Origin of the sequence: Mesorhizobium sp. YR577, assembly GCF_900116595.1 — a bacterium.
In the GTDB taxonomy this organism is placed as follows: Bacteria; Pseudomonadota; Alphaproteobacteria; order Rhizobiales; family Rhizobiaceae; genus Mesorhizobium_M.
This window is the reverse complement of sequence record NZ_FPBI01000014.1, coordinates 1-23,826: the sequence shown is the minus strand read 5'-3', so window position 1 is coordinate 23,826 and position 23,826 is coordinate 1. Positions and strand designations below refer to the sequence as shown.

At 61.2% G+C, this 23,826-nt stretch carries 29 protein-coding genes, 1 tRNA gene and 1 pseudogene; 15 read left to right on the top strand and 16 right to left on the bottom strand.

Translation table 11 applies throughout. The features are described from left to right. Positions 1-192 precede the first annotated feature (192 nt). The 3 genes and pseudogenes from BM413_RS20185 to blaOXA all read right to left on the bottom strand — a co-directional run. A complete protein-coding gene (locus BM413_RS20185; protein ID WP_091916335.1) occupies positions 193-915 on the bottom strand; it encodes an anti-sigma factor in 723 nt (240 codons plus the stop codon). After that, on the bottom strand, positions 912-1,451 hold the full coding sequence (locus BM413_RS20180) for a sigma-70 family RNA polymerase sigma factor (protein ID WP_091916334.1): 540 nt from the start codon (positions 1,449-1,451) through the stop codon (positions 912-914). The genes BM413_RS20185 and BM413_RS20180 overlap by 4 nt, the downstream gene beginning before the upstream one ends. A 78-nt stretch (positions 1,452-1,529) precedes the next feature. Next, a pseudogene (blaOXA, locus tag BM413_RS20175) lies at positions 1,530-2,258 on the bottom strand (class D beta-lactamase); the annotation flags it as partial. A gap of 269 nt (positions 2,259-2,527) precedes the next feature. Here blaOXA and BM413_RS20170 point away from each other — a divergent pair. Beyond that, positions 2,528-2,860 (top strand): antibiotic biosynthesis monooxygenase family protein, encoded by a 333-nt coding sequence (locus BM413_RS20170; RefSeq protein ID WP_210188945.1) that lies wholly within the window; start codon positions 2,528-2,530, stop codon positions 2,858-2,860. Positions 2,861-2,997: 137 nt separating this feature from the next. Then, on the top strand, positions 2,998-3,390 hold the full coding sequence (locus BM413_RS20165; RefSeq protein ID WP_091916331.1) for a GFA family protein: 393 nt from the start codon (positions 2,998-3,000) through the stop codon (positions 3,388-3,390). A gap of 269 nt (positions 3,391-3,659) precedes the next feature. Here BM413_RS20165 and BM413_RS20160 read toward each other — a convergent pair whose 3' ends face one another. The 3 genes from BM413_RS20160 to BM413_RS20150 form a co-directional block, all read right to left on the bottom strand. Then, positions 3,660-4,451, bottom strand: coding sequence for a toll/interleukin-1 receptor domain-containing protein (locus tag BM413_RS20160; RefSeq protein ID WP_091916330.1), 792 nt, complete (start codon positions 4,449-4,451; stop codon positions 3,660-3,662). A 145-nt stretch (positions 4,452-4,596) separates the two neighbouring features. After that, a complete protein-coding gene (locus BM413_RS20155) occupies positions 4,597-6,114 on the bottom strand; it encodes a winged helix-turn-helix domain-containing tetratricopeptide repeat protein (RefSeq protein ID WP_175544375.1) in 1,518 nt (505 codons plus the stop codon). Positions 6,115-6,219: 105 nt separating this feature from the next. After that, on the bottom strand, positions 6,220-6,702 hold the full coding sequence (locus tag BM413_RS20150; protein ID WP_091916328.1) for a RidA family protein: 483 nt from the start codon (positions 6,700-6,702) through the stop codon (positions 6,220-6,222). A 194-nt stretch (positions 6,703-6,896) separates the two neighbouring features. Here BM413_RS20150 and BM413_RS20145 point away from each other — a divergent pair, with 194 nt between their 5' ends. Next, positions 6,897-7,616 carry a TetR/AcrR family transcriptional regulator gene (locus BM413_RS20145; protein ID WP_091916327.1) on the top strand — a complete coding sequence of 240 codons (720 nt, stop codon included), beginning with the start codon at positions 6,897-6,899 and terminating at the stop codon, positions 7,614-7,616. Here BM413_RS20145 and BM413_RS20140 read toward each other — a convergent pair. Further along, complete coding sequence (locus BM413_RS20140; protein ID WP_091916326.1) at positions 7,597-8,508, bottom strand: agmatinase; 912 nt, start codon at positions 8,506-8,508, stop codon at positions 7,597-7,599. The two genes, BM413_RS20145 and BM413_RS20140, sit on opposite strands and share 20 nt — an antisense overlap. A 209-nt stretch (positions 8,509-8,717) precedes the next feature. Between BM413_RS20140 and BM413_RS32635 the strand changes: the two genes are divergently transcribed. Next, entirely contained in the window at positions 8,718-8,894 is a 177-nt protein-coding gene (locus BM413_RS32635; RefSeq protein ID WP_139238621.1) for a DUF1127 domain-containing protein, read from the top strand. Between the two features lie 83 nt (positions 8,895-8,977). Here the strand turns inward: BM413_RS32635 and yihA are convergent, their stop codons facing one another. Then, a complete protein-coding gene (yihA, locus tag BM413_RS20135; protein ID WP_162931519.1) occupies positions 8,978-9,643 on the bottom strand; it encodes a ribosome biogenesis GTP-binding protein YihA/YsxC in 666 nt (221 codons plus the stop codon). Then, complete coding sequence (locus tag BM413_RS20130) at positions 9,640-10,278, bottom strand: CatB-related O-acetyltransferase (protein ID WP_091916590.1); 639 nt, start codon at positions 10,276-10,278, stop codon at positions 9,640-9,642. Before BM413_RS20130 ends, yihA begins: the two co-directional genes overlap by 4 nt. Positions 10,279-10,527: 249 nt before the next feature. On the opposite strand from BM413_RS20130, the gene BM413_RS20125 reads away from it, so the two are divergent. Further along, positions 10,528-11,154, top strand: a complete 627-nt coding sequence (locus BM413_RS20125) for a hypothetical protein (RefSeq protein ID WP_091916325.1) — start codon at positions 10,528-10,530, stop codon at positions 11,152-11,154. An 84-nt stretch (positions 11,155-11,238) separates the two neighbouring features. On the opposite strand, the gene yidC is transcribed toward BM413_RS20125, so the two are convergent. Genes yidC through rpmH form a run of 3 tightly spaced genes read right to left on the bottom strand, consistent with a single transcriptional unit; the run spans position 11,239 to position 13,572 of the window. Continuing rightward, positions 11,239-13,056, bottom strand: a complete 1,818-nt coding sequence (gene yidC, locus BM413_RS20120) for a membrane protein insertase YidC (protein ID WP_091916324.1) — start codon at positions 13,054-13,056, stop codon at positions 11,239-11,241. A gap of 9 nt (positions 13,057-13,065) precedes the next feature. Next, on the bottom strand, positions 13,066-13,419 hold the full coding sequence (rnpA, locus tag BM413_RS20115) for a ribonuclease P protein component (RefSeq protein WP_091916323.1): 354 nt from the start codon (positions 13,417-13,419) through the stop codon (positions 13,066-13,068). A gap of 18 nt (positions 13,420-13,437) precedes the next feature. Next, complete coding sequence (rpmH, locus tag BM413_RS20110; RefSeq protein ID WP_008833937.1) at positions 13,438-13,572, bottom strand: 50S ribosomal protein L34; 135 nt, start codon at positions 13,570-13,572, stop codon at positions 13,438-13,440. Positions 13,573-13,914: 342 nt separating this feature from the next. On the opposite strand from rpmH, the gene BM413_RS20105 reads away from it, so the two are divergent. The 10 genes from BM413_RS20105 (at position 13,915) to BM413_RS20060 (ending at position 21,151) form a co-directional block, all read left to right on the top strand. Beyond that, a complete protein-coding gene (locus BM413_RS20105) occupies positions 13,915-14,685 on the top strand; it encodes a TVP38/TMEM64 family protein (RefSeq protein ID WP_244537941.1) in 771 nt (256 codons plus the stop codon). A gap of 61 nt (positions 14,686-14,746) precedes the next feature. After that, positions 14,747-16,174: a dihydrolipoyl dehydrogenase family protein gene (locus BM413_RS20100; RefSeq protein ID WP_091916321.1), complete on the top strand. Its 1,428-nt coding sequence runs from the start codon at positions 14,747-14,749 to the stop codon at positions 16,172-16,174. A gap of 34 nt (positions 16,175-16,208) precedes the next feature. Continuing rightward, positions 16,209-17,702: a sensor histidine kinase gene (locus tag BM413_RS20095; protein WP_091916312.1), complete on the top strand. Its 1,494-nt coding sequence runs from the start codon at positions 16,209-16,211 to the stop codon at positions 17,700-17,702. A gap of 210 nt (positions 17,703-17,912) precedes the next feature. Then, positions 17,913-17,989: transfer RNA gene (locus tag BM413_RS20090), tRNA-Arg, on the top strand. 208 nt (positions 17,990-18,197) lie between these two features. Beyond that, complete coding sequence (locus tag BM413_RS20085) at positions 18,198-18,521, top strand: ArsR/SmtB family transcription factor (RefSeq protein ID WP_091916311.1); 324 nt, start codon at positions 18,198-18,200, stop codon at positions 18,519-18,521. After that, a complete protein-coding gene (locus BM413_RS20080) occupies positions 18,518-18,928 on the top strand; it encodes an SRPBCC family protein (RefSeq protein WP_091916310.1) in 411 nt (136 codons plus the stop codon). The genes BM413_RS20085 and BM413_RS20080 overlap by 4 nt, the downstream gene beginning before the upstream one ends. A gap of 41 nt (positions 18,929-18,969) precedes the next feature. Further along, complete coding sequence (locus tag BM413_RS20075; protein WP_091916309.1) at positions 18,970-19,200, top strand: hypothetical protein; 231 nt, start codon at positions 18,970-18,972, stop codon at positions 19,198-19,200. Positions 19,201-19,205: 5 nt separating this feature from the next. Continuing rightward, a complete protein-coding gene (locus BM413_RS20070; protein WP_091916308.1) occupies positions 19,206-19,685 on the top strand; it encodes a DUF1801 domain-containing protein in 480 nt (159 codons plus the stop codon). 153 nt (positions 19,686-19,838) lie between these two features. Continuing rightward, positions 19,839-20,282, top strand: coding sequence for an SRPBCC family protein (locus BM413_RS20065; RefSeq protein ID WP_091916307.1), 444 nt, complete (start codon positions 19,839-19,841; stop codon positions 20,280-20,282). A 218-nt stretch (positions 20,283-20,500) separates the two neighbouring features. After that, positions 20,501-21,151: a glutathione S-transferase family protein gene (locus BM413_RS20060; protein ID WP_091916586.1), complete on the top strand. Its 651-nt coding sequence runs from the start codon at positions 20,501-20,503 to the stop codon at positions 21,149-21,151. 15 nt (positions 21,152-21,166) lie between these two features. On the opposite strand, the gene BM413_RS20055 is transcribed toward BM413_RS20060, so the two are convergent. The 4 genes from BM413_RS20055 to BM413_RS20040 all read right to left on the bottom strand — a co-directional run. Further along, entirely contained in the window at positions 21,167-21,931 is a 765-nt protein-coding gene (locus tag BM413_RS20055) for a pirin family protein (RefSeq protein WP_091916306.1), read from the bottom strand. 5 nt (positions 21,932-21,936) lie between these two features. Next, entirely contained in the window at positions 21,937-22,800 is an 864-nt protein-coding gene (locus BM413_RS20050) for an alpha/beta fold hydrolase (protein WP_091916302.1), read from the bottom strand. A 110-nt stretch (positions 22,801-22,910) separates the two neighbouring features. Further along, positions 22,911-23,375: a cupin domain-containing protein gene (locus BM413_RS20045; protein ID WP_091916300.1), complete on the bottom strand. Its 465-nt coding sequence runs from the start codon at positions 23,373-23,375 to the stop codon at positions 22,911-22,913. Between the two features lie 118 nt (positions 23,376-23,493). Beyond that, positions 23,494-23,826: isochorismatase family protein (locus BM413_RS20040; protein WP_139238597.1), on the bottom strand; the 333-nt coding region annotated here is incomplete at its 5' end.

Below are 23,826 nucleotides of genomic sequence, written 5' to 3'. Positions count from 1 at the left end.
GGTGGATGCAAGGAGTTACGGGGATGAAAAGAGTAAGTTTCGGCACTTGCGAAAAAAGATTTATTTCTTTCCGGAATTCATAAAATATCTCGCACCAATTCACGCCCTATATTTCCACCTATAATTAGAGTTACCTAATTATAGATTCGCTTATACTTCACGATAGAGTGATATCGCCAAGAAGAGCTTTGCTTAAATATTCTTCAGATCGCCCGCCGCGACCACCGGCCCGGTCGGCTGGCCCGTCGGCGAACCGCCAGACGGCTCAAGACTGACGGCCAGAACCGCGCCTGTGGCGAGCTTCTTTTGAAGCTCGGGCGAGATCTTCAGATGAATGGTCGATCCGACCGGGATGACGCCCATGGAGACCGGCGCATTTGTTCCCTCGATCATCCAAAGCTCGAAATCGCGGCCCGCTGCGCGTTCGCCCGATACGTGCGACAGACCCACGTCGCCTTGAGCGGCATCATAGACGGCGAGGTAACGCACATCGCTGCCATCCGCAGCCAGCGAGGCGACGAGGCGCGTCTCAGGCACAGGAGCCGGCGGATTGATGTAGGGCACGGCGATATAGATCGCGAGCGCCGCGATGGCGGCGGCAGCCAAGCCACGCCAGAAGGCGAGGCTTGACCACATGCCGGCTTGCCGCGCGGCCTGGGATTGCGCGGCCCCGGAGAACAGCCGCCGATCGACGGCGGGCTTCACGGACGCCGGCGCCTCGATTTCTGGATAGGCTTCGGCAAGCGGGGACAGGTGAACCTCCCAGCGATCGACGAGACGCGCGAACTCAGGCTCGCCGTCGATGCGGCGGGCTGCTCCCTGCCTTTCATCGTTCGGCAGAACGCCAAGAACGTATTCGGCAGCGATCATGTCGTCGCCGCCACGTTCCGGTTCGTTGTTGTCCGCCAGCGTCATCGCTCGAGGCATTCCCTCAGTTTAAGCAGGCTGCGGCGCAGCCAGGTTCGCATCGTGTTCAGCGGTACGCTGTAGCGCGCCGCCAGTTCGGCATAGCTTTCGCCCTTGAGATAGGCGCCCCGGACGGCCGCCGCCCGGTCCTTTTCCAGTTCTTCGAGACAGTGGTGGATGCGCTCGTTTTCGCCGCCAGCCACCGCCGCCGCCTCTGGCCCGGGCGCCGGATCGGCCACGTCGAGCGCGGCGTCGATATCGACGGCAGGCTGGCGTCGCGCCCGGATGCGATCGATCGCGTGATTACGCGCAACCGCCACCAGCCACGATATCGGGCTCAAATCCGAGACCGCAAAGCGATCGGCCTTCGTCCATATCTTGACGAAAACCTCCTGCAACGCTTCCTCGGCTTCTGCGCGATCGTTCAAGACACGCAGGCAGACGCCGAAAAGTTTCGCGCTCGTCTGCCGATACAGCAGGTCGAACGCCGCCCGGTCTTTCATCGAAGTCCGGACGATCAGCTTTGTGATGTCTTGTGGCGTCATCGAAGCCAAACTAGGGCTTTGCAGTTGATTTGCAACGGCACAGACGCTGTTTCCGCGCCGGCGCGCAGGACAGCAATTTCAGCGCTGCTTCATCAGTTGCGGCAGCTCTTTCAGGAACATGTCCCGCACCTTCGGGCCTTTCGGAGAGTCTGCGCTGTCCGCGCCCACCTGCATGCGCGCGAAGACGACCTTACGGCCGTCCTTTTGCGCCCAGCCAACAAACCAGCCCAGAGGCTTGTTCCTGTTCGCCTTGCCTGCATCATCGCCGAGCCTGCCGCTGCCGGTCTTGCCGTGGACGGTCCAGCCGTCCTGCGAAGCGAAACTCGGTATGACAGCCTGTGTCATGTCATTGGCCTTGCCTGAGACCGGCAGTTTGCCGGCAAGAAAGCTGCGCACGAACTGCGCCTGTTCGTCCGGCGAAATTTTCAGCGACGACTTCAGCCAGGAATGCGTCAGGCCATTGTTCTTGCCGGCATCGCCGGAGACATCCATGTTGCCGTAGCCGAGCTTTTTGACGTAGGCGGCGAATTTCTCCTTGCCCAGCCGTCGCGTGATTTCACGCGAAAACCAGAGAACGGAATCCTTCTCCCATATCGTCGGGTCGACGGTCTTCCGGTCGCGCTTCACCGCATCGAATTCGGGCTTGTAGTCCCAGGCAGGCGTGTGTTCGCCCTCAAGTATTCCGGCGTCGTAGCCGATCAGCGCCAAGGGAAATTTGAAGGTCGAGAACGGGTTGAGACGCTTGTCGCAAACACCTTCGCGATAAACGACATCCCCCGAGGCGGCATCCAGTATCACCGTGCATTCGGGGGCTTTTTTCTGCGAGGCAGCCGCGGCTGGAAAGGTGAGGCCGGCCGCAAAGGCAAGCAAAAGCGCGGGCATCCTGAGTTTGTCGATCATCATTCGAAATCCGTTCGGCTGGGTGCAGTGCAGGGCCGCACGGAACCGCTAACTGGTTACCGATGTGTTGACGCCGCGTCGCTTTGAACATCTATTTTCGCTTGACCTCAACTGCACTTGAGGTCCTACAAACCCATTCGACCTATCGGGAAAATCCCGAACCAGGGAGAACAATGATGCAAGAAACAGTTCAGAACGACGCTCTCGGCCCCGTCGTCTTCATCAACATCTTCACCGTGAAACCGGGCAGGCTCGACGATTTCATCGCGATCCAGAAGGCCAATCTCGACGGATCGGCAGGCGTCGTCAAAGGCTGGCGCGGCAGCCGTCTGCATCGCGCCACGGACGGCCGGACCGCGATCATGATGAGCGCCTTCGACACGATCGGCGACCACAAGCGCGTGCACGAAACCAGCCGGTTTGCCGAACACGTCCAGAAGGTCAGACCGCTGATCGAAAGCGCGGGACCGGGTTATTACCAGGTCGTCCACGAAGTCGGGCAGATATAGGCGGCGTGACGCGCGGCAAGCCGCCAACATCGCCCGGTCTTCCCTTTCCTCCGCGAGCGGCCGCGGGCGCGTAATTTGCAAGGACTGTCCTGTTCGTTGTAGCCATTCTGATCGCTTGATCCTGGAGGAGACGCAGCATGGACCGATTCACCGGCGGTTGCCTGTGCGGCAGCGTCCGACTTGTGGCGTTGGGTAAGCCTTACCGGGTCGGCATTTGTCACTGCCTCGACTGCCGCAAGCATCATGGTGCGCTTTTTTATGCTGCCGCGATATTCCCTCAGGAGGCGGTGACGATCGATGGCGAAACACGCGACTACGCCGGGCGGTTTTTCTGTCCCCGCTGCGGCTCATCCGTTTTCGCACGCAGCGGGGACGAAATCGAAGTGCACCTGGGCGCCCTGGATGCCCCCGACCAACTGATGCCAACCTACGAAAGCTGGACCGCCCGTCGCGAGTCCTGGCTGCCGCCGTTTCCGCGCATGAGACGATATGAGCGTGATCGTGAGGCGAAGGGTCGCTTTGAGGAGTAGGCGGCAAGAATGGTGCGACGGCGGTCGTTCGCGGTTTTCGCCGCAGCCGCCTTCCATCGCAACCCGGCCACGGGCGACCCAGAAGGTTCCTCCGGTTTTAGCTTGTAGCGCCCGATATCGACACGATGGGATCGGCAGCTTTCGACCCATTTGCCGTACACCTCAGCTGGAAGAAACGACACAAGCTGCCATTCGGCCAGCAAAAGCTATTTGGCAAGCAGCCAGCGCGAAGCGGTTGATGCAGCCTCGCATGCAGATGGCTGGCGAGGCTAGCGAAGGTCGAGAATGCGTATGGCGTTGGGGCTGGGGAGACCAGAGCTGAAGCCTATCCGCTTGAGTTGCGTCTTTGACCGCAAATATAGAGATTTGGTATTATCGACTTGATCCTCTACCGACCATCCCCGCCAACGTGACCCGTCCGGGGCCGCCGTGGTCTGAATGTCAGTGATTGACCACATAGGCGGCTTGTAACTGGGTCTTCCTGGTGCGGTAACGTACGGCATGGAACACGATGAATAATCGTCTTCTAGGACAACCACGCTAGCCGGATGCCAAACCCCGTCTCGAGGGCGCATTTCATAGACCCACGCATCACCATCGCGGTGAACTTTGAATTCGTACGGCTCAACAGCAGGTGTGCGTTGCGTAGAGGCGCCACCGAGGCTATCGCCTATACGGGTCGGCCAATCTCGGTCCTTCAGGGTAACGTAGAGGCGAGTGGCCAAGGCGCTTGGAATGATTGAACGGTCCATTGGAGCGGGAAAGATGCCAATCAACGGGAAGTTGCTACCTCGTGTTCGCAATGCCCGATCTAGGGCATAGGCAATCTCTTCCAGACACGGCTCGCTTCGCAGACTATTTTCAGTGACGAGAATTGCCCATCCATCTAAGTGCGGATTTTCGATCCCACCAGCGATTTGATCCCACAAACGTTTCCCGGCCAGGAGTTGTGTGCGATCCAGCCGCACTGACACGCCTCGACCTTCCAGGCGCTGGACAACGAAATCGACGTCTTGGTTCTCATTGTCTTTCCACGCATAGGTCAGCCAGAGATTCGGCATCAGGTAACTCCGTCTTTGATCGTTAAGTCAGTTTATAGACGACAGTGGTAAGAAGCTGCCAGTCTGCAACCCACCCCTTTGCAGTCATTTTAGTTCTGTTTTTACGACCACCAAGAACAGCCGTTTGAGAGGCCACGCCGCCCCCTCACTCGGGCAGCCCCGCCTTGCGAAACCCATCCACGAAATGCTCGAGCGTCTTCGCGTCGCGGAAGGGCTCCGTCGCGGCCCAGTGGCGGGTCGTGAAATCCGGGTTGCTGACGAGGAACAGTTCGGCCTCTGCGCGCGCCTCGTCGAACCGGCCGAGCTGGGCAAGGCTTGCCGCCAGAAAGCGGCGTGAGCTTGTGTGGTAGGTCTCGTCCCGGTGCAGGGTCTCTACAGCGGCTTCGTATTGTCGGTGCGCATATTGCGCCTGGCCGAGCGTCAGATAATACCAGCTTGCCGGAAACGGGTTCAGCCGGAACGCCTTGGCGATATGCTCGAGGCCGTCCTCGATCCGCCCGGCCAGGACCGCGATATCGGACAATGCCGCCCAGGCGTCGGCCTCGTTCGGGTCGAGTGCGATCGCACGCTCGAACTCCGCGTCCGCCTCGGCGAAGCTGCGCTCATAGGCAAGCAGGTAAGCCAGGACCCAGCGGCAGCCGGCATCGTCGGGATCGATCGCGACGGCCTTGCGCGCCAGTTCCAGGGCAACGCTACGGTCGGCTTCCGTTGGTCCCCCGGAATGCACCCATCCCATCCAGTGGTTCATGGCGAGCCAGCGATAGGCCTCGGCATATTCCGGATCGAGCGAGACCGCGCGCGTCAGCATCAGATGCGCTTCCCGCGCGCTCTGCGGCGTGTCGTCCATCAGCCGACGTGCCCGCACGCAGAGATCGTAAGCCTCCAGATTTTCGGGCCGCTTGCGCGGTGGCGGTGCGCGCAGGCGGCCAAGCAACGCCTCCACGATCTTGGCCGTCACCTCGTCCTGAACGGCAAAGATATCTTCCAGGCTGCGATCGAAGCGTTCCGCCCACAGATGATCGCCACTGACCGCGTCGACCAGCTGGGCGTTGATGCGCACGCGGCCCCCGGCGCGTCTGGCACTTCCTTCCAGCACGTAGCGCACGCCAAGATCCTCGGCGATCGCGCGCACGGCAAGCGCCTTTCCCTTATAGGCAAAGGCCGAGTTGCGCGCGATGACGAACAGGCCGGAGATCCTGGACAGGTCGGTGATCAGGTCTTCGGTCAAGCCATCCGCGAAGACGCCCTGCTCGGGATCGTTGCTGAGATTAAGGAAAGGCAGCACGGCTATCGATGGTTTGTCGGGCAGCGGCGAAGGTTTTCGCTTCGCGTCCATGAGCTGCTCGACGGCACCCGAGAAGCGGTAGCCGACACGCGGAACCGTGACGATCCATTCACCGCCGTCGGCGGTAGAACCAAGCAGCTTTCGCAGCTGCGCGATCTGGACGGTGAGGTTGCCTTCCTCGACGGCCGTGCCCGGCCACGCCGCATCCATCAACTCGGCCTTGCCGAGGATTTCACCCGGCCGCCCTACGAGTGCGGCAAGCAGCTTCAGGGCGCGGTACCCAACGGCAACGGGAACATCGTCCCGAAGGAGCGTTCCCGCACCCGGATCAAGCACGAACGGACCAAAGGCAAAGCGCGATCCCTGCATGCGTCGCATCTTTAGCCCGTTTGGACATTTTTGCGAACTGCTGGAGAGCCTGCGCTTTTCCTATCCTGCTCGACCCATTTCAATTCGAGCGATGGGGCCAGAAGCGCCGCCCCACTAATCAAGCACGACCACCGCCTCCACCTCGAATAGCATGGGGTCGATTGCGAGCTTCGGCACGGGGATCAATGTCTGGGCCGGCAGCGCCTCGCCGAACATTTCCTTGACGTTCTCGGTCAGCACCCCAAGCTTGGACATATCGTGATCGACCACGAAGACTGCGAGCTTGGCGACCTGATCCGGCTTGGCACCGAGCGCATCGAGGGCGGTGCGCAAATTTGCGTAGGCCTGTTTAACCTGGACCGCGAAGTCGGGCGACAAGGCTCCCGTGCCGTCTTGGCCGCCCTGTCCGGAGATGTAGGCCACCCGGGCTCCGCTGGGCACGATTACCGCCGTGCTGTAGCCATTCGGCGAAGGGTCATAGAGGTTTGGTGGATTGACGATGGCCAGCTTGAGATCATTCGCAGTCGCCGCAGTGGAAATTCCCATGGTCATGATGATTAGCCCTCCGACAAGCAGATGCTTGATTGCGCGTGACATGTTTTTCTCTTGGCTCTGCGGACTGCGAGCAACGTCCCCTCGCGGCCGGCATGATTGAACTTTTAGCCCATCGCCCATAGGACATCGTGCGATGTACGAGTCATCCTATGGTACGTCGTACGAGTCAAGCGTTCAAGATCGACATTCCTGACGTTGCCTGCCAAAATCGACGTTCTGAACAGCGGGGAAGACGAATGGCAGCCAAACGCGGCGGCGCCCAGGGCAAACGATCTCAACGGAAAAGCGAGCGGCTGCAGCCCGTGCAGGAGCAGCGCGGTGAACCGCCGCTTTCGCGCGAACGCATCGTGGCCACCGCGGTAGACCTGCTGGATGCTCAAGGGCTCGACGGAATGACGATGCGTCGGCTAGCCGATCGCCTCGGCTCGGGCGTGATGAGCCTGTATTGGCACGTCGACAACAAAGAGGACGTCTTCGATCTGGCGCTCGACTCGGTGCTCGAATATCGCGGACAGCCGCAAACGGCCGAGCCTCAAGACTGGCGCCAGGAAGTCGTTCATATGCTCGATGACTGGCGCGCCAGCATGCTGCGCCATCCCTGGTCGGTATCGCTGTTGCCGCGCCGGGCGCTTGGCCCGAACATCCTCGGTCTCCTGGAACTGCTGGGCAAGACCTTGTCCAAAGCCGGTGTAGCGGACGCAGATATGAACGCCGCGATATGGTCGCTCTGGAATTATGTGATGGGCGCCACCATCACCCGGGCGAGCTTCGACGTCTCGGACGACGACAGGGCCGCCGCGCAGCAGCGCCTTACACGTCGCAGCGAACTCTACCCGACGATCGAACGCTCGCGCCTGCTGTTGGATAACGATTGGGACGGTGCTTTCCGGAAAGGCCTCGGCTTCCTGCTCGATGGCCTCTCTCCAAAGCCGGGGCTCAAACCTGCCGAGCGATAGCGCCGATCGCGTTGACGAGAAGGCGCGCGGCGGTTAGGGCCGACAGGCCGTCAATGTCGGCGGGCGGATAGAGCTCGACTAGATCGAATCCTGCGATCCTGGCCCGCCTGCCGAGGCCCGCGATCAGGTCGATAACCTGTGTGTAGGTGAGGCCGCCGGGCGTACGCGCCGCCACGCCCGGCATGATGCCGGGATCGAGGCCGTCGCAGTCGAGGGTGATGACGACGCGGGCTCCTTGCGGAATATGCCGCAGAGCGGTGTCGATGCCCTCGGCATGAACCTCGCGGGCGGTGACGAAGCGGCTGCCATAGCGCTGCGCCGCTTCAATCTCGGCGAGGCGCGCGCTGCCGACACTGCGCAGGCCGACCTGCACCATGCCGGCGACATGCGGCATCTCGCTCGCCCGCCGCATCGGGTTCGAATAGCCGTAACGCTCGCCATTCACCTCGTCGCGCCAGTCGATATGGGCGTCGATCTGCAGGATCCAGACGGGACCGTGCTCGGCAAAGCCGGCGAGGAAGGGAATGACCACCGAATCATCGCCGCCGATGAGGATCGGCACCGCCGGCAAGGCCAGGACCTCGCGCGTCTTCGCCTCGATCCGGGCCCGGTTGCCGGCATTGTCATGCATGGTGGTCGCGATGTCGCCGGTGTCGATGCAGCAGGCCGGCTTGCCGTCGAACAGCGGACCGCCGAGATCGAAATCCCAGTGCTCGACCAGCGCGGCATCCGCCTGGCTCGCAGCGCGGATGGCGTCGGCGGCCAACTCATAGCCGTTGCTGTCCTCGCCGGGATAGGTGCTGCCGTGAGCGGCTCCGAAGATCACCGCACGGGGAATTCGGTCATCGGCGAGGCGATCAGGAAAGCCGAGAAAGGAAGGTGAGCTGGTCATTTCTTGATGGTCTTGATGATTGAGGGGCGGGATGGAGGGCCTTCGCGGCAGGGGTGAAATCCTGCGCCCAGCCTATGAAGTCGCAAGATTAGCCCGTTTGGAAGTTTTTGGAACTATTTGGGCGCGCTTAATTACGGCGCTGTTCGCATCCTGCAGAATTCAGCCTCTTTCAGGTCAAGGGCTCCGGCCCTCAACCCTAGGAGGTTGCCATGAACGATACATTTGCGTCCGCCCCGCGAAGCATCATCGCGACCTGGAGCGAGCGGATACGCTTTCGCTGGAACCTCGAGAAAATGGCGAAGGCCAATCCCCATTTGATCGAGGATATCGGCCTGACGAGACGGCAGGCCGAGGCAGAGATCGCCAAGCGCTTCTGGCAAGCATAGGCGAATGCCGCAATGAAAGCCCGTCGCCAGTTTCTACTTGCCGCTGTGGTTCGCCGGGATGGCCTGCGAGACCGGCTCGCCGTTCAGCCGCCGCGAACGGCGAGCGCGATCGCCTCGCGCAGTTCCTCCATGCCGTCGCCCTTTTCCGAAGAGGTGGCGATGACGGTGGGAAAGGCAGCCGCACGCTTGCGGATCTTTTCCAGCGTCTCGGTGATCAGACGCGGCACGCCGGCCGCCTTGATCTTGTCGGTCTTGGTCAAAACGATCTGGTAGGAGACGGCGGCCTTGTCGAGAAGGGTCAGCACGTCCTCGTCATTCTTCTTGATGCCATGGCGCGCATCGATCAGCACATAGACGCGCTTCAGCGTGACCCGCCCCTTGAGATAGTCGAAGACCAGCTTGGTCCATTCGTCGACCTGATCCTTCGGCGCCTTGGCATAGCCGTAGCCCGGCATGTCGACCAGCGCCATCGGCGGCAGATCGTCGCCCACCCCCGAAAAGCCGTCCGGCACGAAATAGTTGAGCTCCTGCGTACGCCCGGGCGTGTTGGACGTGCGCGCAAGGCCCTTCTGCCCGACCAGCCCGTTGATCAGCGAAGACTTGCCGACATTGGAGCGCCCGGCAAAGGCGATCTCGGGCGGACCTTCCGGCGGCAGGAACTTCATCGACGGGACGCCGCGGATGAAAATCCATGTGTTGGTGAAGAGGCTGCTCGCCACCGGCAGGCTCGACTTTGTGTATTCGCTCAATTCGCTTGCTCCAGCCGGGAAATGTCGGCGCCGCGTATGGCATCAAGGTTACGCGTCACCTTGTCAACCGGCCAATCCCACCAGGCCACCCTCAGCAGGCGATCGACGGTCCTTCTGTCGAAGCGCGTCTTGACGACTTTGGCCGGATTGCCGGCGACGATGGAGTATGGTGGCACGTCATGGGTGACGACTGCACGCGCGGCAACGATCGAGCCATCTCCGATGGTGACGCCCGGCATGATCAGCGCCTCCATGGCGATCCAGACATCATTGCCGATCACCGTGTCGCCGCGCACTTCCTTCGACCACGTGGCGGGGTCGAACCCCTCCTCCCAGCCGTGACCGAAGATGTTGAACGGATAGGTCGAAAAGCCGGACATGGCATGGTTGGCGCCGTTCATGATGAATCTCGCGCCTTCAGCGATTGCGCAGTACTTCCCGATAATCAGCTTGTCGCCGATGAAGGGGTAGTGATGCAGCACGCATTTCTCGACGAAGCGGTCGGGACCGTCCGGATCGTCGTAATAGGTGAAGTCGCCGATCTCGACGTTTTCGGCCTCGATGAGGGCCTTGAGGAAGCCGACGCGCGGGTGAAGCGGCATCGGGTGTTTGATGGATGGATTGGGACCAGTCATGGCAAGTTCCGTCGAGATGGGTTCGCAAGGGATGAAATGATGCGATCCGCTCCGGCGCATTTGACGCCTGACGAAAACGGATCTCGCTTAACCGACCATCGAAACAACTCCTGTTGGTGACCTGTTTAGCCGGGAGACCCCGGTGCGTCCACAATGAATTGCCGATCGCTGCAGGAACGGCATTTATGCGACCGCTGTTGCTTCTGGAGAATTTCGGCTACTTTCAGCGGCAAGTGCGCGGAAAATTCCATGCTCGCAATATCTTCAATAGCAGTTGCGCTCATCGTCGCCGGTCTTGTCATCGTCATTCTGACCGACATACGAACGGACGGCGCAGTGACCTGGATCGGTACGCTCCGGGAATGGCAAACCATGCTCGGAACGCTGATAGGCTTTGCGACGGCAGCGGGCATTCTGGCGCTAAGCACGGCTTTTCAACAGGAAACGACGGCGCAGCGAAATGCCGAGGCAACCGTCCATGCCGGCCACGCGCTCGCTGTTGAAGCCAGAAGCATGAACGACGTGCTTCAGAGGGTACGACAAACCGCGGCAACCTTTCACGCCGTCAGCGGCGATGCCGCGGCGGTCGGCTCAGCCGGCTGCTCCGGCGTCATCGAGGAACTGGACAATGCCTTCGTGCGGTCCACGCCGATCTACGATTCGATAGCACCCAAGCTGGCGGATTTCGGCGATCCCAACCTTGCTCTTTTCGTGAATTTCTACGCGACCCATTCCGGCATCCTCCGCGATGCCGACTACTACGTCAGCAAGGGATGCCCGCCTACCAGACCCGAGGTCGCCACGCAGTTCATGAAACGGCTGGATGACGCCAACGACTACTATCAGCGGATCGCCAAGATCTACGGCATTAATTGAGCGGTTCAAGGGACAGCAATCCCTTGATCCCACGAAACAAAAAAGCCCCGGACATGCCGGGGCTTTTTTCGATCGGGGGTCCCGCTATTCAGCGGGCGACGGTTTCTTCTTGAACAAGGCCACGAGGTTGTCCCAGAGCTCGATCTTGGCACCCTGGCGCTTCATGATGATGCCCTGCTGCAGGATCGACAGCGAGTTGTTCCACGCCCAGTAGATGACGAGGCCCGCCGGGAACGATGCCAGCATGAAGGTGAAGATCACCGGCATCCAGGTGAAGATCATCGCCTGCGTCGGGTCCGGCGGCGTCGGGTTCATGCGCATCTGCAGGAACATGGTGACGCCCATGATAAGCGGCCATACGCCGATGTGCAGGTACTGCGGCACCATGAACGGCAGCAGGCCGAACAGGTTGAACAGCGAGGTCGGATCGGGCGCGGCCAGATCCTGGATCCAGCCGAAGAAGGGCGCATGGCGCATTTCGATGGTGATGTAGAGCACCTTGTAGAGCGCGAAGAAGACCGGAATCTGGATCAGCACCGGCCAACAGCCGGCCAGCGGATTGATCTTCTCCGTCTTGTACAGCTCCATCATCGCCTGCTGCTGCTTCATCTTGTCATCCGCGTATTTCTCGCGGATTTCCAGCATCTTGGGCTGCACCATCTTCATGTTCGCCATGGACTTGTAGGACTTGTTGGCGAGCGGGAAGAAGATGGCCTTGACGATAACGGTGGTGGCGAGGATCGACAGGCCGAAATTGCCGAGCAGCTTGTAGAGCGTGTCGATCAGCCAGAACATCGGCTTGGTGATGAAATAGAACCAGCCCCAGTCAATCAGGAGATTGAACTGGCGGATGTTGCGGTCCTTCTCATAGCCATTGATCTTGGCCACTTCCTTGGCGCCGGCGAAGACCATGGTTTCGACGGTTGCCGACTGGCCGGCATCGACGGTCAACGGGTCAGTCATGTAGTCGGACTGATAGCGCGGGCGGCCTTCGCTGAAATAGCTGAAGCGCGGCTGAAACGCCTGCTTCTCGGAAGGCACCATGGCCACGGCCCAGTATTTGTCGGTGATGCCGAGCCAGCCATCATTCGACTTGCCGGGAACGACCTGCTTGTCCTTCTCGATCGCCGAATATTTGATCTCGTGCAGACCGTCTTCGCCGGTCACGCCGATCAGGCCTTCATGCAGCACGTAGACGCTGGCCGTGGTCGGCTTGTCGAAGCGAATGACGCGGCCGTAGTTGGAGAGCGTCACCGGTGCCTGACCAGCATTCGAGACCGTGTCGGAGACCGTGAACATATAGTCGGAATCGACGCTGATCGTGCGCTTGAACGTCAGGCCCTTGTCGTTGGTGTAGGTCAGCGTGACGGGCGATGTCGGGGTCAGCGTAGCGCCGGCGTCGGCGGTCCAGACCGTATCGGGACCGGGCACAGCGCCCGTTGCCTCGTTGCCGACGAAGCCGATCTCGGCGTAGTAGCCGTTCGGCAATGCGGCCGGATTGAGCAGATCGATCTCGGGCGAGCTGTTGTCGACCGTCAGGTGATAATCTTTCAGGAGAAGATCGTCGATGCGTGCGCCGGTAAGATTGATCGAGCCGGCAAGGCTCGGCGTATCGATCTTGACGCGCTGCGAGGAACCAACGGTCTGGTCGCGGCTCACCGAGGTGGCACCGTCGACGCCCGGAATAGCGGGAACCGCGCCCGGCGTAGCAGGCACGTCAGCGCCCGTAGCGCCCTGACCGGCCGGCTGCTGGGCCTTCTTTTCGGCCTCGACGCGCTGGGCTTCGATCTGTGCGGTCTGACGCTCGCGCTCGATGCGCGGGTTCATGTAGAACACCTGCCACAGGGTCAGGATCAGCACCGAAAGCGCGATCGTGATGAAGAAATTCCGGTTGTTTTCCATCGAAAACCCTTAACGCGTTCCGCGAATTCGTCGTTTGAGCTCGGCAGCAAGCTCATCGAAAGGAGCCGTCAGGATATCTTCCCGCCCGACGATCACATAGTCCTTGCCAGGCTGCATGTCACCTGCGGCATGGACGCGAACCGCCTCCTTGAGGCGGCGGCGGATGCGATTGCGAACAACCGCATTTCCGACCTTCTTGGTGACCGTGAAGCCGACTCGCGGTGCTTCCGTCACGCCGCGATCGAGGACTTCCATGAGGAAAAGCCGCCCGCGGCGCTTTTCACCACGCCGGACGGCAAGAAATTCAGCTCGCTTGCGAAGCCGCAGCGGAGGCAGAAATTCTGACTTGCCGTTATCCGGCAACGGTCTCTTCTCTTCTTCTTATGCGGACAGCCGCTTGCGGCCGCGGTTGCGGCGAGCTGCGACGACGCCGCGACCACCCTTGGTGGCCATGCGCGCACGGAAACCGTGCCGACGCTTACGGACGAGTTTAGATGGCTGATAGGTACGCTTCATTTGTTTTAATACCGCGGTGTGCGGCCCTTCTTGTATCTGTCACTCATGTAACAGGAGCTGTGCCGGGCTTATCTTGGCGCAATGCAAATTGCGCCGGACGAAGGGCCCGAGCGTGTGCGGGCTTATAGAAAGAAGGTTTCGCTGAGTCAATCGCCGGATTTGCGGCTGCCGCCGCACCGTAAAAAGCGTCACGGCGGGGTGAGCATTTCGTGAAACGCGATCAACAGACGGTGAGTTTATACGAGAACTGCTTGCTTCGGCGGCTTTTGTCTATCAACTGAACCCAGGCGGACCGGCCTCTTGCCGCGGTAACCCGCGCAGGATGATGATGGAAGCGAGACGGTGAACCAAAAGGCTGCCGGAGCCAATATAAGTGGAAACTGCGATGGCGGCATGCCCGAGCCGGGCCGCTGGCATTTTGTTCCGCTCGCAATCGTCGCTGCAGGCCTCGTGCTCGGCTACGCACTGGGCTGGCACCAATATCTTTCGCTCGACTATCTGGCCCAGAGCCGGCAGGCCCTGAAAGCCTTCGTGGCGGCCAACCCTGTCATCGCGCCGCTCGGCTTCGTGGTCCTCTATACACTTGCCGTCGCCTTCTCCTTTCCGGCCGCTTCCGTCCTGACGATCTTCGGCGGCTTCCTGTTCGGCTGGCTGTTTGGCGGCGTGCTCGCCATTGTCGGCGCGACAGTGGGCGCCACAATCATCTTCATGGCAGCGCGCACCTTCTGCTCCGGCTATGTAAGAGAGCGTGTCGGCAGCGTGGCAACCAAACTCTCGCGCGGCTTCGAAAAGAATGCCTTTGCCTATCTCCTCGTGCTGCGGATAGCGCCGTTCGTGCCGTTCTTCATCGTCAACATCGCCCCGGCGCTGTTCAAGGTGCGCCTGCGCACCTACATCGTCGCAACCTTCATAGGCATCATGCCGGGCGCATTCGCCTATGCCTGGCTCGGGCAGGGCTGCGACAGCGTGCTCATCGCGGCCAGGAACGCCGGCCAGCAGGCAACCATACGCGACCTGGTCACACCGCAGATCACCATCGCCTTCGTGGCCCTTGCGCTTGTCGCGGCGCTTGCTGCCGTCGTAAAGAAGGTATGGATATCACGCATGCCGTGACTCGCGGCAGCCGGAATTCGATCGGCATCCGCCTTTCTGCCCTGCTTTCACAAGGGACCTCATGACGCAAACGCTTACCCCGGACATCTGTGTGATCGGCGCCGGGTCGGGCGGTCTGTCGGTCGCCGCGGCAGCCGCTGCGTTCGGCGTCCATGTCGTGCTGATCGAGAAGGGCAAGATGGGCGGCGACTGCCTGAACTATGGCTGCGTGCCTTCCAAGGCACTGATCGCGGCTGCAAAACAGGCCCATGCTATGCGCAACGGCGCCGGGTTCGGCATCGCTCCGGTTGAGCCGGAAATCGACTTCGAGGCGGTGCATCGACATATCCACGAGGTGATCGCATCGATCGCTCCCAATGATTCCGTCGGACGGTTCGCCGCACTCGGCGTCCATGTGATCCAGGCGGAAGCCCGCTTCAGGGATGCCCGGACGGTCATTGCCGGTGATGTCGAAATCCGCGCCCGGCGCTTCGTCGTAGCCACAGGCTCTTCGCCGCTGATCCCGCCGATACCGGGGCTCGATTCCACAGATTATGTCACCAACGAGACGATATTCGACCTGACGCAGCGCCCCGGCCATCTGGTCATCATCGGCGGCGGCCCGATCGGCATGGAATTGGCGCAGGCCTACCGCCGGCTTGGTTCGGACGTGACGGTCATCGAGGCGGAGCGCGCGCTCGGCAAGGAAGACCCCGAGGTTTCGGCCGTCGCGCTCGCGCATATCCGCGCCGAAGGCGTCGATATCCGCGAAGGTGCGAAGGTCACGCGCGTCGAAAGCCTTGGTGAAGCCGGTGTGCGCTTGTTCCTGGAGACTGCTGCCGGCGCGAAAAAGATCGAAGGCTCGCATGTTCTGCTGGCGGCAGGACGCTCGGCCAATGTCGCCGGGCTCGACCTCGACAAGGCGGGCATCCTCTTCGACCAGAAGGGCATCAAGGTCGACGACACGCTGCGCAGCAGCAACCGCCGTGTCTATGCCGTGGGCGATGTCGCGGGCTCGCTGCAATTCACCCATGTCGCCAACTACCATGCCGGGCTGGTGATACGGGCCATGCTGTTCCGGCTCTCGGCGCGTGAGAACCTCGACATCATTCCGCGCGTCACCTTCACCGACCCGGAAATCGCCCATGTCGGCCTTTCCGAAGCCGAAGCCGCCAAAAAGCAAAAGACCATTCGCGTGCTGCGCTGGCCCTATGCCGAAAACGATCGCGCCCAGGCGGAGCGAAAGACGCATGGCCATATCAAGCTGGTGACCGATGGCAGAGGCAAAATCCTTGGCGTCTCGATCGTCGGTTCTGGTGCCGGCGAAATGATAAATTTCTGGTCGCTGGCGCTGTCGAAGAAGCTGGGCGTTCGCGACATCGCCGGCTTTGTCGCGCCTTATCCCACCATGGGCGAAATTGGCAAACGCGCCGCAATCACCTACTTTACTCCCGCCACGCGCAAGAAGCTGGTTCGGCGCCTGATCGCCTTTCTACGGTATTTCGGCTAGACAGGCGGCGAATCGAGAGTTTGAGACAGGTCGGATGGCAGACAAAACCGTTGGCGATGCCGATGAAAGCCCCGGCATGAAAACGGGACGCTCCGTGCCCCTTTCGCGCGGGCTGTCGACCAAGCTGCTCGTGCTGACCATCATTTTCGTGCTGATCGCGGAAGTGCTGATCTTCCTGCCGTCGATCGCCAATTTCCGCCTGCGCTGGCTGGAAGAACGGCTCGGCACCGCCGCCGCCGTTTCCATCGTGCTCGTTCAGACCGACCCCTCCGACCTGTCGCGCGAGGTGCAGCAGGACGTGTTGAGATCGATCGGCGCCAAGGCGATCGCGGTGCGCGATGGCGGTGTGTCGCGCCTTCTCGTCGTCGCGAAAATGCCGCCGCAGGTGGACGAGCATATCGACCTTGCCAATACCGGCCCGATGGAAGCGATGAACAGCGCGCTGAGCACGCTGTTTACAGGCGGCGACCGCATGCTGCGCGTGTTCGGTCCCGTCGGCGACAGCGAGAAGGAATTCGAGCTGATCATTCCGGACTACAAGCTGCGCAAGGCGATGCTGGTCTATTCGCGCAACGTCGCCTTCCTGTCGCTGCTGATCTCGCTGTTTACCGCAACGCTTGTCTTCTATGCGATCGACCGGATCATGATCCGCCCGATCCGCGCCATGACGCAATCCATGCTGGCCTTTTCGCAGGCGCCTGACGATCCAAGCCGCATCATCGAACCGGAAGACCGCGGCGACGAGATTGGCGTTGCCGAGCGCAAGCTTTCGGACATGCAGCAGCGCCTGCAAAAGACACTCAACGAACAGCGGCATCTCGCCGACCTTGGCCTCGCGGTCTCGAAGATCAACCACGACATGCGCAACATACTGGCCTCGGCACAACTGATGTCGGACCGGCTCGGGATGGTCCGGGACCCCACCGTTCAATCCCTCGTTCCCAAGCTGGTGCGCGCACTGGACCGCGCCGTCTCCTATTCGGAAGGCGTGCTGACCTATGGCCGCACGCAGGAAGCGCCGCCGTCGCGCCGGCGCCTGCGGCTGCGGCAGACCGTCGAGGACGTTCAGGGCCTGCTCGGCATCGACCCCGAGGGCGAGATCGAGTTCATCAACGACGTCGAGCCGAATTTCGAAGTGGATGCCGATTCGGAACAGCTGGTGCGCGTGCTCACCAATCTGTGCCGCAACTCCATCCAGGCGATGGCTTCGGACACCGAGGGCGCCATCGTCCGGCGGCTCTCCATCTCTGCCGACCGCACCGGCAGCGTCAGCCGCATCCTGGTGACCGATACCGGCCCCGGCCTGCCGCAAAAGGCGCGCGAGAACCTTTTCGCCGCCTTCCGCGGCTCGGCGCGCAGCGGCGGCACCGGCCTTGGGCTGGCGATCGCCCACGAACTGGTGCGGGCCCATGGCGGCGCGCTCGACCTCGTCGAAAGCGTCGGCGGTCGCACGGTGTTCTCCGTCACCATACCCGACCAGCCCGTCCGCCTCGACGAAGCCCGCCATCACCTGCGCCGGCCGGCCTGAGACTAGGCGGCACGGACCGGCCACTAGTGCCGGCGCAACGTCGATACGACAGCATGTCGGATGCGCGCAGGCTGTGGACCGATTTCAACGACGAAAAAAGTTTGCCGGCACCCGCTTGCTTTTCATTCCTTCAATCGCTAGGTAGCACTTCTCATCGCGGTGGGGACAAAATCCCTGCCAGCGGCGATCGTGTGAAACACGGTCGATTGCGCGCCCGTAGCTCAGCTGGATAGAGCACCAGACTACGAATCTGGGGGTCAGAGGTTCGAATCCTTTCGGGCGCGCCAATTTTCTCAAACTTGACCGTTTGCCGCGCCGCTAAAATCAGAATTAGCACGCCGAATTTCTATAGTTAGCTGCTGGCCCGCCTGAGGCCAACTGCGTAAAGCGCGCCGCCTCCCCTGGCTCCAACCTACTGTTCCGCATTCTTGCTTGACTCATTCATATCTCGGCGGTTATTGGTTTCAATCAATATCCCATGAGTTATGAATTGCGATGACGCAGCCCCACGATGTCCTTTTCAGAACGCTTGCCGACCCGACGCGGCGGGCCATCTTCGAGCGGCTGTGTCGCGACGGAGCCCAGACGGTCGTCGCGCTGACGGCTCAGGCCGGGGTCTCGCAACCTGCCGTATCGAAGCATCTCGGGGTTCTGAAGCGAGCCGGGCTGGTGCATGACCGCCACGAAGGCCGCCAGACGCATTACAGCGCGCAGCTCGGCGCCCTGGCTCCGTTGATCGACTGGACAAACCAGATGGGCGGGTTTTGGCAAAGCCGGTTCGACGACCTCGAAGACCTGCTCAAAAGGATGGATCAATGAGTAATACAGCGACCGAAACCCTCTCCGTCATTGTCGAACGGGAGGTGCCTTTTGCACCGGAAAAGATCTGGCGCGCGCTCACCCAGCCGCACCTCATCGAGGAGTGGCTGATGAAGAACGATTTCAAGCCGGTCCTGGATCACCGTTTCAATCTCAGCGCGGACTGGGGCAGCGTGGATTGTCGAGTACAGACAGTCGAGCCGAACAGGAAGCTGTCCTACACCTGGGAGACCAAGGATCTCGAAAGTGTCGTAACGTGGTCTCTCATCCCGACGAGCACGGGGACACGCCTACGCATGGAGCAGACTGGCTTCCGGCCGGATCAGCAGCCTTACTACCGGGGCGCCACGGTCGGCTGGCAAAGGTTCTTTGCGGCCCTGGAGCAGGTCCTGGCACGGCCGGATTGAAGCGCACTCCCAAGCTTCGTTCATGTGAAAAGGAGGATCTCATGAAGTGGAATTTTTGGATTAGGCAGTTCCATCGCTGGACGTCGATCATCTTTACGGTGATCGTCGCCGCCATCTTCATCACATTGGGCGTGGGGAAGGAGCCCGTCCAGTGGGTGTATTTCCTGCCGTTGTTCCCGCTTGCCTTGCTCGTGTTCACCGGGCTGTATTTGTTCGCGCTGCCCTATGCCGCCAGGTGGCGCAACGAGCAAAGCACCACCAGTGAGGCGTGAATATAATGGCCGATGAAAAGCCCCCCACAGCGCAGAAACCGCCCGCCAGGCCGCGAAAACCCGCACCAAAGCCGGAGCCCGGCAAGGTCGTGCTTCTCTCGGGCGGCAACCCGCAGATCGCCAAGGGATATGGCGACGCCCCGGTGCAGGCCTATATCGCGGCCATGCCGGGCTGGAAAAGCGACCTCGGCCGCCGCCTCGACGCGCTCATCGAACGCACCGTCCCCGGCGTGAGCAAGGCCGTCAAATGGAACTCGCCCTTCTACGGCGTCGAGAGCGGAAGCTGGTTTCTGAGCTTTCACTGCATGACCAAGTACATCAAGGTTGCCTTCTTCAAGGGCGCGTCCCTGCATCCTCTCCCGCCCGGCACCTCCAAGCAGAAGGACGTGCGCTATCTCGACATCCACGAGGACGATCCGTTCGATGAGGCCCAGTTTGCCGACTGGGTGAAACAGGCCAGCCAATTGCCGGGCGAACGAATGTGAGCAGGAGGTGGCAAGGCGCGAGCGCAGCGTGAGCCAGTGACGTTCCGCCCAAGTCGACCGCTGTCCAAAAAAAATTGAGGACCCGTGTCGGATTGACGAAACCCCGTTCGTCCTTGGAGCATAGACCGGCAATCAGCTACAAGGATAAGCGACATGCCCAGCACTGTACGTTTGCATCGCGTTCTGGCAACCAGCCCGGAAAAAGTCTATCGCGCATTCCTCGAGGGAGATGCGCTCGCGAAATGGCTTCCGCCCAACGGCTTCACCTGCACGGTTCATCATCTGGAAGCAAAAGTCGGCGGCACCTTCAGGATGTCGTTCCGCAACTTCACAACGGGCGATAGCCATGCGTTCGGTGGCGAATATCTCGAACTCGTTGCGGGCGAACGCGTGCGTTATACGGACAAATTCGACGATCCCAACCTGCCGGGCGAGATGGAGGTGACGGTGACGTTGAAGAAAGTATCGGTCGGAACTGAGCTGGACATCACGCAGGCGGGCATCCCGGACCTCATTCCAGCCGAAGCCTGTTATCTCGGTTGGCAGGAGTCATTGCGAAACCTGGCACGGCTCGTCGAGCCGGAAATCAAACAATAGAGCACAACCTCGAAAGGTCGCTGAAATCGATCAGCGCCACTCCTGATCCGTGCAGTCAGGAGTGGCCACAACAGCGAGCAAGCCGCCCCCTGCCCCACTACCGTTTTCGGTGATGAAGTCGATGCCACTCCTGCGACCATAGCGTCTGCGGCCAGGCCGAGACGCTACGGCCGCAGCTATCGGATCGGCGACGAGAGGAGAACACCATGACCCTTCCAATGCTCCCCACCATTACCGCCTTTGAACGGTCGCCCGACCGTGGCAAGGGCCTTGCGCGTGACATGCGCGTTCGCTGGGCGCTTGAAGAAGTGGGCCAGCCCTATGACGTTCGTCTTGTTTCGTTCGCCGGGATGAACGAGCCCGCACATCGCGCGCTTCATCCTTTCGGGCAGATTCCGACCTATGAAGAAGGCGGGCTTGCTCTGTTCGAGTCCGGGGCGATCGTGTTCCATATCGCGGAGCGCCACGCGGGCCTGCTGCCAGACGATGCGAATGCCCGGGCGCGCGCGATCACATGGATGTTTGCCGCGCTCAGCACGGTGGAACCGCCGATCGTTGATCTGCAGATCGCCAAGCTCGTGGAGCACGACAAGCCGTGGTCCGAGCAGCGCCTGCCTCTCGTCAAGAATCGCATCCGGGAGCGGCTGGGCGAACTTTCCGACCGCCTTGGCGATGCCGAATGGCTCGATGGTGCGTTCAGCGCCGGCGACCTGATGATGGTGCATGTGCTGCTCAGGCTGCGCGGATCGGGCACACTCGACGAATACCCGACCCTCTCCGCCTATGTCGCCCGAGGCGAGGCGCGGCCCGCCTACAGGCGCGCTTTCGATGCTCAATTGGCGGTTTTCACCGCCGGATCGACGGGCTGACAAGCCTTCTTCGGCTCACCCGCTCATGGTGCCTGCACGGGAGAAGGCTGCCCGGCGGTTGACCAGAAAGAGGACGAGGTCCGTCTCCCGGGTCGCCGTCACCTCCGGCGCGAACTCATCGGCACCAATGGTCAACGCCACATGCGTTTCGGCTTGCTTGTCTCCGACCGAGACCGCGCCACGGAACACATACAGCCAGCGATCGAACCCCGGCATCGTCGGCAGGTCGATGCTTTCCCCCGCCGACAAATGGGTGTCGTAGAGGTACACGGCCTGGCGGACGAAGCTCGGTGCCGCCGAGCCCACAGGTCCCGCCAGCAGCCGCCAGCGATCTGTGCTCTCGGTTTCGTCGAGGCCGACGAACTGGACCCCTGGCTCCATATTGGCAGCTTCGGGCCGCACGAATATCTGCAGCATTTCGATCGGATCATCCCCGATCACCGCTTCTTCATGCGAGAAGCCGGCACCGGCATTCATCACCATCACACGATTGGGCGAGATGACCTCGCTGCGACCGGCGGAATCCGTGTGCTGCATGCGGCCTGAGCGCAGATAGCTGATGATCTCGTCGTTACGATGCTCGTGCATCCTGACGACCAGGCCAGGCTGCAACCGCGCATGGTCAATGAGGCCGAGCCCGCCGAAACCACCATCGTCTGGCCGTCCCAACGCAGCACCGGGGTGGATGCGGCGGAGTTTGAAGGGGCCGTGGTCCCTTACCAGATGGGTGTCAGGCGAGACGAATTTCACCGCCTCTTTGGTCGCTGTTTCTATAGTCATCTTCTTTACTCCGTAACTGCGTGCGAGCCCGCTCTTGAAACGGTCTTGCGGATCAGATCGGCGACGAATTCGGGCCTCTCTTCAGGCACCCAATGGCCGCAATTTTCAACGATCCCGGCATCGACTTTCTCGGCGACCAGCTTGGCGGCGTTGCCCGAGTAGTCGGCCATCACCATTGCCCCGCCATAGGATGCGACGGGAATGGTAAGCTTTTGCGCGCTGAGTTCCTTGAGCTGCTCACCGATCTCGGGGATCGCGTGATACTGCATCAGGCTCGCGCGCAATGCGCCGACCCCGCTATAGGCGCGGATGTAGTCCGCGGCCTCGTTGGGCGTGATCGCATTGGGATTGAAGGCGAAGTCCCGGTAGAAATGGTTCAGATAGGCCGGGATATCACTCCCGATCATCTTGGTGGCCATATCCACATCCTGATGAAATTTCAGATGCCAGAACAACGTCGCCAAATCGGGTACCTCATCGCTGACGATGCCCCAAAGGGGCGCTTCGATCAGGGTGAGGGACTTGCAGCGATCGCGGTACTTTGCGGCGAAGGCGTAAGCCACCGGCCCGCCGAGATCATGGCCGACGAGATGGACGCGCCCGACACCGAAATGCTGAATGAGCGCCAGGATATCGTCGGCCTGGGTCAAAGCATCGTAGCCTGTCATAGGCTTGAAACTGTCCCCACAACCGCGAAGATCAGGCACGATAAGCCGGTAGTCGCCATCGAGCAGGGCGCTGACGCGGTCCCACTCCCGGCTTGTCTGCGGCCAGCCATGCAGAAGCACGATCGTTTCATCGCCATGGCCGGACGACAAGGCATGCAAGAAGCCGCCCTCGACGGGAACGCGGTGACTGGTGCTGCTCATCACAAAGTTCTCCGCAACACAGCGTTTCGGCGGTCACAACATACATCGGTCATGGAATCTGATCCTTTTCGGTGGTTGCATTTGGCGCGCCGGGCGCGCCTTGGCGCAGGTCAGTCAATCGGCGGGCCGACGAATTCGACGCTGTATTTCGCAGCGATCTCGTTCACCCGGTCCATGTCGTTCTGCGGCGACAGCCCCTCTTTTGCGACTTCGCGGAAGAAGCCTTCGCCGTGCCCCGGCGACAGCATGATGAGCACGCGGGACAGGCCGGGGCCGATGCCCTTGAAGGCGTGGCGCGCGCCGGGCGGGATCAATGCGGTTGTCCCCACCTCGGCCACGGCTTCCGTGCCGTCACAGTGGAACTTCACCGACCCGGACAGCACCGTGAACATTTCGTACTCGGTATGGTGTATGTGCAAAGGGGGGCCTGCCCCTTCCTCGATTTCCTCTTCGAACACGCAGAAGGAACCGCCCGTATCTTCGGGCGTGATCCGGAAATGGCGTTTGAAACCAAAGACGCTGTTGGGCTCGCCGGAGGCGATGGCATTGACGATCGGAAAATGTTTCTGGGTCATGTTCTTCCAATTCCTTGATCGATGGTGGGGTTCACAGGCGCATGTTCTTCAACGCCCCGGTGACGATCCACCGTTCGGCGTCTCCTGCATCATACGCCGCGTCAATCACGCCGCGCGGTTACGCGTGGACAGGGGGCAGGACCTCGGTGAAGAGCAACTGGATGAGCTGCTGGCCCTTGGGCGAACCCCAGTTCTGGGCGAGTTCGGCGATCATGGTGTTGGTTGCGGTCAAAATGACGCCGGCGTCCTGCATGCGGCGGCGCGACATGTCCTCGGACAGTTCGTATGGCGATCCCGAAGCGTCCATGACGGCCTGAACATTATAGCCTTCGCCGACCGCGTCGATCGCCGGGAACACCAGGCAGACGTCGGTGGTCACACCGGCCATGATCAGGTTCTTGCGGCCCGTCGCCTCGACAGCCGCCTTGAAGTTGGCGTCGGTCCAGGCATT

Bases quoted from the DNA above. Each gene is read 5' to 3' on its own strand.
- BM413_RS20185 (WP_091916335.1), bottom strand. From the start codon at position 915: ATGACGCTGGCGGACAACAACGAACCGGAACGTGGCGGCGACGACATG.
- BM413_RS20130 (WP_091916590.1), bottom strand. From the start codon at position 10,278: ATGACTGGTCCCAATCCATCCATCAAACACCCGATGCCGCTTCACCCG.
- BM413_RS20155 (WP_175544375.1), bottom strand. From the start codon at position 6,114: ATGCGACGCATGCAGGGATCGCGCTTTGCCTTTGGTCCGTTCGTGCTT.
- yidC (WP_091916324.1), bottom strand. From the start codon at position 13,056: ATGGAAAACAACCGGAATTTCTTCATCACGATCGCGCTTTCGGTGCTG.
- BM413_RS20070 (WP_091916308.1), top strand. From the start codon at position 19,206: ATGGCCGATGAAAAGCCCCCCACAGCGCAGAAACCGCCCGCCAGGCCG.
- BM413_RS20095 (WP_091916312.1), top strand. From the start codon at position 16,209: ATGGCAGACAAAACCGTTGGCGATGCCGATGAAAGCCCCGGCATGAAA.
- BM413_RS32635 (WP_139238621.1), top strand. From the start codon at position 8,718: ATGAACGATACATTTGCGTCCGCCCCGCGAAGCATCATCGCGACCTGG.
- BM413_RS20145 (WP_091916327.1), top strand. From the start codon at position 6,897: ATGGCAGCCAAACGCGGCGGCGCCCAGGGCAAACGATCTCAACGGAAA.
- BM413_RS20125 (WP_091916325.1), top strand. From the start codon at position 10,528: ATGCTCGCAATATCTTCAATAGCAGTTGCGCTCATCGTCGCCGGTCTT.
- BM413_RS20050 (WP_091916302.1), bottom strand. From the start codon at position 22,800: ATGAGCAGCACCAGTCACCGCGTTCCCGTCGAGGGCGGCTTCTTGCAT.
- BM413_RS20140 (WP_091916326.1), bottom strand. From the start codon at position 8,508: ATGACCAGCTCACCTTCCTTTCTCGGCTTTCCTGATCGCCTCGCCGAT.
- BM413_RS20065 (WP_091916307.1), top strand. From the start codon at position 19,839: ATGCCCAGCACTGTACGTTTGCATCGCGTTCTGGCAACCAGCCCGGAA.
- BM413_RS20170 (WP_210188945.1), top strand. From the start codon at position 2,528: ATGCAAGAAACAGTTCAGAACGACGCTCTCGGCCCCGTCGTCTTCATC.
- BM413_RS20075 (WP_091916309.1), top strand. From the start codon at position 18,970: ATGAAGTGGAATTTTTGGATTAGGCAGTTCCATCGCTGGACGTCGATC.
- rpmH (WP_008833937.1), bottom strand. From the start codon at position 13,572: ATGAAGCGTACCTATCAGCCATCTAAACTCGTCCGTAAGCGTCGGCAC.
- BM413_RS20180 (WP_091916334.1), bottom strand. From the start codon at position 1,451: ATGACGCCACAAGACATCACAAAGCTGATCGTCCGGACTTCGATGAAA.
- BM413_RS20060 (WP_091916586.1), top strand. From the start codon at position 20,501: ATGCTCCCCACCATTACCGCCTTTGAACGGTCGCCCGACCGTGGCAAG.
- BM413_RS20150 (WP_091916328.1), bottom strand. From the start codon at position 6,702: ATGTCACGCGCAATCAAGCATCTGCTTGTCGGAGGGCTAATCATCATG.
- BM413_RS20055 (WP_091916306.1), bottom strand. From the start codon at position 21,931: ATGACTATAGAAACAGCGACCAAAGAGGCGGTGAAATTCGTCTCGCCT.
- BM413_RS20080 (WP_091916310.1), top strand. From the start codon at position 18,518: ATGAGTAATACAGCGACCGAAACCCTCTCCGTCATTGTCGAACGGGAG.
- BM413_RS20100 (WP_091916321.1), top strand. From the start codon at position 14,747: ATGACGCAAACGCTTACCCCGGACATCTGTGTGATCGGCGCCGGGTCG.
- BM413_RS20045 (WP_091916300.1), bottom strand. From the start codon at position 23,375: ATGACCCAGAAACATTTTCCGATCGTCAATGCCATCGCCTCCGGCGAG.
- BM413_RS20160 (WP_091916330.1), bottom strand. From the start codon at position 4,451: ATGCCGAATCTCTGGCTGACCTATGCGTGGAAAGACAATGAGAACCAA.
- BM413_RS20085 (WP_091916311.1), top strand. From the start codon at position 18,198: ATGACGCAGCCCCACGATGTCCTTTTCAGAACGCTTGCCGACCCGACG.
- BM413_RS20165 (WP_091916331.1), top strand. From the start codon at position 2,998: ATGGACCGATTCACCGGCGGTTGCCTGTGCGGCAGCGTCCGACTTGTG.